This is a genomic window from Exiguobacterium sp. s6, assembly GCF_018618155.1.
GTDB classification, from domain to species: Bacteria; Bacillota; Bacilli; order Exiguobacteriales; family Exiguobacteriaceae; genus Exiguobacterium; species Exiguobacterium mexicanum_A.
Genome location: NZ_JACSLN010000006.1, coordinates 47,090 through 53,576, shown reverse-complemented (window position 1 = coordinate 53,576; position 6,487 = coordinate 47,090). Strand labels below are relative to the sequence as shown.

Below are 6,487 nucleotides of genomic sequence, written 5' to 3'. Positions count from 1 at the left end.
GAATTTGATATAGCTCTTTAAAAATGACGAAGCTTGCGCTTCATTCAAAAATTGTAAAACATTTTTGCCTCATCGTTCAGTTTTCAAAGACCAAGTGTCTGTCGTGTTAGCGACTTTTTAATAATAGCGATTTGTCTTTTGAAAGTCAACCGTTTTTTATTATTTTTTTCATCCGCTTTCTGTTGTTCAGATTTGAACAGCAGCGACGTTTATTAATATATCAGCGCCCCGCATTTTCGTCAACTGTTTTTCTAAAAAAACTTTATTTTCTTCGGGAATCTTTTTTCCAACGTTGAAAACCGACTTTCCTCACATAAAAACAACGTAGCGTCCTCCCACCTAGGGCGACGCTACGTTGTTGAAGAGTGTAACTATCGAGTGCTTCCGTTCCTATTGGTGTTAGGACGATTTAGAAGACACCCGTTTCTTAGATTTAGCTTTAGCCTGATTCTTCGTCGATGGTTTGGCATCCTCTGCTTGAGCAGGCGCTTGGAATCGATGTAGCATCAATACTTGATACGCGTTAGCAAATACGAGCGTCGCTAACGCTGGCCACAAGAGCGCAATCTCATCCGTCGCCTGAAGGGCTGGAATCCATTCGATCAATGTTATAACGATCATCAAGAAGAGCGTCGGGATGAACGCACTCGCGTTCGTCTGTTTCGCCTTACTCGTTGCGATAATCCATGAAACGATCACTAACACGACCATCTCCCCGATATACCGCCACATATGATCGTTACCAAAAGCGAGCATACGAAGGTAAACCGCATCAAATAGTGCGAAGGCGATTAACAGCACTTGTACACGATTCCATAGTCTTGGGCCACGGAACAAATCCAATCCGACCCGGTGGACAATCAAGTAGGCGAAGAAGCCCATCATGCTAATCCCGGTCCATGTGCTCGAGTAACTGAGTGCCGTCACGATTGCTTCCCACGATTGACTCACTAAATAGCCAGGATTGGCCAGCAAGTTCATAACGAACCCAAACAACGTCCCGAAGACGAGCGTCGTCCAAAATAACCTTAAAAATCCTTGTACCTTCATCTATAAACCATTACCCTTCTATCTGTTGAATGACCGCTTGCGCTAGTCCGTCGTATGTCTTCTCAAACGGATGCCCATCTCGGTAAACCGATGGTGCAAAGTCTTCTTCATTCTCATACGGCTGACCGAGCGGAATTTGCGCGAGCAATTTGCTCTTCAACGCTTCAGACAATTTTTCGCCGCCGCCATAGCCGAAGACGTACTCTTTCTCCCCTGTCACTTTACTTTCAAAATACGCCATGTTTTCGATGATACCAAGCACTTTGTGGTTTGTCTTGATGGCCATTGCCCCAGCACGCGCAGCGACAAAAGCAGCTGTTGCGTGTGGCGTCGTGACGATCAACTCTTGACATGCCGGGAGCATCGAATGAATATCGAGGGCGACATCACCCGTCCCTGGTGGCAAATCGAGGAGCAAGTAGTCTAGGTCGCCCCACTCCACATCGTTGAAGAAGTTATTAAGCATCTTCCCGAGCATTGGTCCACGCCAGATGACTGGAGCGTTATCTTCTACAAAGAAGCCCATCGAAATCACTTTCACGCCGAAACGCTCGACAGGAATGATTTTCTCGCCACGGACGACCGGCCGCTCTTCAATCCCGAGCATGTCAGGTACACTGAAGCCGTAAATATCCGCATCAATCAATCCGACCTTCTTCCCTGCCCGCGCTAGCGCGACTGCCAAGTTGACCGAGACTGTCGATTTCCCGACGCCACCTTTGCCCGAAGCAATCGCAATGAATGTCGTGCCAGCATTTTCACGGAGAATAGCAGGCTTCGTCGCTTCTTTCAAACTTTCGTCATTGAGCGCCTCGAAGCGAAGACCGACCGTCTTGAATCCTTTTCCTTTGAGCAACGTGACAATCTCTTGTTGAAGTTGGAGTTGCTCGCCGCTCCCGGTTTGACCGAGTGCCACTTTTACACTGACATAATCTTCTTTAATGCGAATATCCTTCACGCCAGCTGTATCTCCAAGCGTACGGTTGATTGTTGGATCGATCAACCCCGCCAATTCTTCACGAACTTGTTCTACTGTAAGCATGTGGTTTCCCCCTAATTTCTGTCTCGCTAACAGTATATCAAAAAAAGCGTTTTCTTGAGGGAATGGAAACCAACAATTTCATGAGCAACAAAAAAACTCTCTACCCCGATGGGCAGAGAGTTTGAACCAAATTGTTCGAAGATTAACGCTTCGAGAATTGTGGTGCGCGACGTGCAGCTTTAAGACCGTATTTTTTACGTTCTTTCATGCGAGCGTCACGAGTCAAGAAGCCTTTTTCTTTGAGGCTTGGACGGAATTCTGGGTCCGCTTGAAGAAGCGCACGCGATACGCCGTGGCGAATTGCTCCAGCTTGTCCAGTGAATCCACCACCGTTAACGTTAACGATTACATCGTATTTACCTTCTGTTTCAGTCAATACGAGTGGTGATTTTGCCATCATGATCAAAGTCTCATGTCCGAAGTATTCTGAAATATCACGGCCATTTACAACAACTTTGCCGTCACCTGCAACGAGGTGAACGCGAGCCACCGAGTGTTTGCGGCGGCCTGTTCCGTAGTAACGTACATCTGCCATCGTTTAGTTCCTCCCTGTGTCCCGATTAACCGCGAAGTTCGTAAACTTCTGGTTTTTGTGCTGCGTGGTTGTGCTCAGCTCCAGCGTAAACGTGGAGTTTAGTGAATGATTGACGACCAAGTGATCCTTTTGGAAGCATCCCTTTGATTGCGAGTTCAAGCATACGCTCTGGGCGTTTTGCGAGAAGCTCTTTTGCAGTTTGTGATTTCAAACCGCCTGGATGACCTGAATGACGGTAGTAAATCTTGTCGTTCATTTTGTTACCAGTCAAGTGGATTTTCTCAGCGTTGATGATGATGACGTGGTCTCCGCAATCAACGTTTGGTGTGAAAGTCGGCTTGTGCTTACCGCGAAGAAGTGATGCTACTTCACTAGTCAAACGACCAAGTGTTTTGCCTTCTGCGTCGATAAGGAGCCATTTGCGTTCTACTTCAGATGCTTTTGCCATGAATGTCGTGCGCATGTGGAATACCTCCTAAAATGTCTGTTTGCTTAATTTTTTTAGTGCTTGTTTGATGCTTTATCATAATCCTAGTTTACGGGGCTAAGATTGTGGTTCATCTCTCAATGTGAAAATGAAATGCCAATGAATATAATACGATTTTATAGGGGGAATGTCAATCTACTTTTTCATAATTCACATTCCACAAGTATAGACCGTGCGGTGGGGCTGTAATCCCAGCGCTACGCCGGTCTTTTGAGGCGAGCATCCGGCTCACGTCTGCCGGCTCATATTTCCCACGCCCGACCTCTAACAACGTCCCTACCATAATACGGACTTGGTTATAAAGAAAGCCCGAGCCGACGAAACGAATATACATCTCATCGCCCGCTTCGACGAGCTCCGCTTCATAGATTGTGCGGACACGATCCTCTACCTCAGCCTTCGTCACTGAAAAGGAGGTGAAGTCGTGAGTCCCGACGAACATGCGTAGCGCCTGTCGGATCCGCTCATGGTCGAGCGTGTACGTGACCGTTACAGCATGGTGGCGCCGGAACGGGTCCGCGTCGCTTCGGAAGAAATAGCGATACTCTTTCCGTTTTGCCCCGTAACGCGCGTGAAACGACGTATCGACCTCTTCGGCGGACCGGACAAGAATATCATCGGGCAACATTGCATTCAGCGCTTTGACGAACCGGTCGGCTGGCATAGCGAGGTGCGTATCGAAGTGTAGCACTTGCCCCCGAGCATGCACACGGGCGTCCGTACGACCCGAGGCCACTACTTTGACGGTCTGACTATGCATCCGCGCCAGCACACCCTCCACTTCGGCTTGAACCGTATTCCCGTTCGGTTGGACCTGATAACCGGCATAGTTCGTTCCATCATACGCAATCGTCAATTTAATTCGCTTCATCCTATCCCTCGCAATCCAATCAAGATGAGTGTGATGACCACGAAGATGATGAGTAACACCGTGTCACGACGGTGCCACGTCATCTCACGCAAGCGCGTCCGTCCTTCACCCCCACGGTACCCGCGGGCCTCCATTGCCGTAGCGAGGTCCTCAGCACGTTTAAACGCCGATACAAACAATGGGATCATGAGCGGGACGACTGCCTTCAAGCGATCCTTGAGCGGACCGCTCTTCAAATCGACGCCTCGCGCCTGCTGAGCCTTCATGATGCGATCGGTCTCGTCGGCCAAGGTCGGAAGGAACCGGAGCGAGATCGACAGCATGAGGGCGATCTCATGGGCAGGCACTCGGAATCGTTCGAGGGGGCGGAGCCCTGCTTCAATCGAATCGGTCAGTTCCATCGGTGTTGTCGTCAGTGTGACGAGTGTCGTCAACATGACGAGATAGAAGAAACGGAGCGAGACGATCAAGCCCATCCGGACGCCTTCCGAATAAATCGCGAACGGACCGAATGCAATCAACTCCGTCCCGTCCCGGTTAAAGAACAGTTGCAACAACAGTGTAAAAATGATGAGGAATAAAATCATCTTCAATCCATTCCATAAATACCGCCATGACAATTGAGACAGTCTCACGGCGAACAAGGTAAAGCCAAGCAAGAACACGTTCGTCCATAAGTTATCAGCCAAAAAGACGATGGGAATGAAGCCGAGGATGAACAACGTCTTGGCTCGCGCATCAAGTGTATGGAGCCATGAATGTCCGGGAATGTACTGTCCGATGATCATGTCGCTCTCCCCTTTCTCAATTCGAGCGCGATCCAGTCCGCCAATTCGCCTTCGGTCCGTAAGGCCGGTGTCGCAACACCGAACGCAGGGGCAAGCTCACTCGCGAAGCGAAGCACATGTGGGATTTCAAGCTGGAGCCCTTTGACAAGCGCCTCATCTTTGAACAAGTCAAATGGATTCCCATCAAAGGCGACCTCGCCCCGTTCCATGACGACGACTCGTTCTGCGTACGCTAACACGTCGTCCATATCGTGCGAAACGAGAATGAGCGTCAAATCGAGTTCTTGTTTTAGCCGTTTGAATAGCGCCAGCATCTCACGACGGCCGAGCGGGTCGAGTCCAGCCGTCGGCTCATCTACGACGAGAACATCAGGCCGACTAGCGAGCACGCCGGCAATGGCGACGCGACGCATCTGTCCGCCCGAGAGATCGAACGGGGAACGGCCCCATAACGTTTCATCCAGGCCGACGAGGCGCAACGCAGCATGAGCCCGCTCTTTCGCTTCGTCTTCAGACGCCCCAAAGTTTCGTGGACCAAACATGACGTCGCGTTCGACCGTCTCTTCAAATAGTTGATGCTCCGGATATTGAAAGACGAGCCCAACGCGGCGCCGAAGCGGTAGCAGGCTTTGCTTTTTGTCGCGACGCTTCGTAATCGCACGGACTTCGATGTCATCGACGACGACACGCCCTTTTGTCGGTCGCAGCAGTCCGTTCATATGTTGAACGAGCGTTGACTTGCCTGACCCAGTATGGCCAAGAAACGCAACAAGCGCCCCCGACGGAATCATTACATTCACATCGCGCAGCGCGGTTCGTTCAAACGGAGTATTCAATTGATATTGGTAAGTCACTTCTTCAATGCTAATCGGCATAGATGGTTCACCAACTCCGAATGTTGTAGCATCAGACGATCGAGTGGTATGCCCCGTTCCTTCAGTTCGAGTTGCATCCGGACAATAAACGGTACGTCGAGCTGAATGGCTCGTAACGCCTCCGGATTTTGAAACACGTCTTCGGGTGTACCGGTCATCGCAATCTTGCCTTTTGACAATGCAATGATACGGTCGGCAAACAACACTTCGTCGAGCTCGTGGGTAATGGCGACAACGGTCATCCCTTCTGAGACGAGCTGTTGTACCGTTTCAATCACCTCTTTGCGCCCAATCGGGTCGAGCATTGAGGTAGCTTCATCGAGCACGAGGACATGCGGGCGCATTGCGAGTGCCGAAGCAATCGCAACGCGCTGCTTTTGTCCACCGGATAACTGATGCGGTTCACGGTCCGCTAGTTCCGATAATCCAACGCGCGCTAGACTGTCATCAATTCGACGAACCATTTCTTGACGTGGAAGTCCCATGTTTTCGAGAGAAAATGCCACATCATCGCGCACGGTCGCCCCGACAAACTGGTTGTCAGGATTTTGGAAGACGACACCGATCCGTTTCCGAACGTCCCACACGTCTGTGGCGTCCGTTGGATCGAGTGTCTCAACCCGGACTTCTCCTTCTTGAGGAAGCAAAAGCCCATTCCACAACTTCGTCAAAGTCGACTTGCCAGAACCGTTATGGCCAACGATAGCGAGCCATTCCCCTTTGTATACGTCGAGTGACAGCCCGTTTAAGGCTGGCTCGGTTTGTCCCGGGTAACGAAACACGATATCGCGTACCATAATTTGAGATTCCATCTGCCGACTCCTTTCCGATGTGGAAAC

Annotated in this window: 8 protein-coding genes; all 8 read right to left on the bottom strand. The window is 50.2% G+C overall.

Annotated features, from left to right (window positions below):
• Window positions 1–399: 399 nt before the first annotated feature.
• The 8 genes from KNP75_RS15205 to KNP75_RS15170 all read right to left on the bottom strand — a co-directional run bounded on the left by KNP75_RS15205 (window position 400) and on the right by KNP75_RS15170 (window position 6,460).
• Window positions 400–1,050, bottom strand: a complete 651-nt coding sequence (locus KNP75_RS15205; protein ID WP_034781671.1) for a KinB-signaling pathway activation protein — start codon at window positions 1,048–1,050, stop codon at window positions 400–402.
• A gap of 10 nt (window positions 1,051–1,060) precedes the next feature.
• Entirely contained in the window at window positions 1,061–2,092 is a 1,032-nt protein-coding gene (locus KNP75_RS15200; protein ID WP_021066632.1) for an Mrp/NBP35 family ATP-binding protein, read from the bottom strand.
• 142 nt (window positions 2,093–2,234) lie between these two features.
• Entirely contained in the window at window positions 2,235–2,627 is a 393-nt protein-coding gene (gene rpsI / locus KNP75_RS15195) for a 30S ribosomal protein S9 (protein WP_021066631.1), read from the bottom strand.
• A 25-nt stretch (window positions 2,628–2,652) separates the two neighbouring features.
• The gene (rplM, locus tag KNP75_RS15190; RefSeq protein WP_034781675.1) at window positions 2,653–3,090 is read right to left on the bottom strand and encodes a 50S ribosomal protein L13; all 438 of its coding nucleotides are present in this window, start codon (window positions 3,088–3,090) and stop codon (window positions 2,653–2,655) included.
• A gap of 154 nt (window positions 3,091–3,244) precedes the next feature.
• Complete coding sequence (truA, locus tag KNP75_RS15185; RefSeq protein WP_215190754.1) at window positions 3,245–3,985, bottom strand: tRNA pseudouridine(38-40) synthase TruA; 741 nt, start codon at window positions 3,983–3,985, stop codon at window positions 3,245–3,247.
• Complete coding sequence (locus tag KNP75_RS15180) at window positions 3,982–4,773, bottom strand: energy-coupling factor transporter transmembrane component T family protein (protein WP_034781681.1); 792 nt, start codon at window positions 4,771–4,773, stop codon at window positions 3,982–3,984. Before KNP75_RS15180 ends, truA begins: the two co-directional genes overlap by 4 nt.
• Window positions 4,770–5,648 carry an energy-coupling factor transporter ATPase gene (locus KNP75_RS15175; protein WP_034781683.1) on the bottom strand — a complete coding sequence of 293 codons (879 nt, stop codon included), beginning with the start codon at window positions 5,646–5,648 and terminating at the stop codon, window positions 4,770–4,772. The genes KNP75_RS15180 and KNP75_RS15175 overlap by 4 nt, the downstream gene beginning before the upstream one ends.
• Window positions 5,624–6,460, bottom strand: coding sequence for an energy-coupling factor transporter ATPase (locus KNP75_RS15170; RefSeq protein ID WP_021066626.1), 837 nt, complete (start codon window positions 6,458–6,460; stop codon window positions 5,624–5,626). Before KNP75_RS15170 ends, KNP75_RS15175 begins: the two co-directional genes overlap by 25 nt.
• Between the last annotated feature and the right edge of the window lie 27 nt (window positions 6,461–6,487).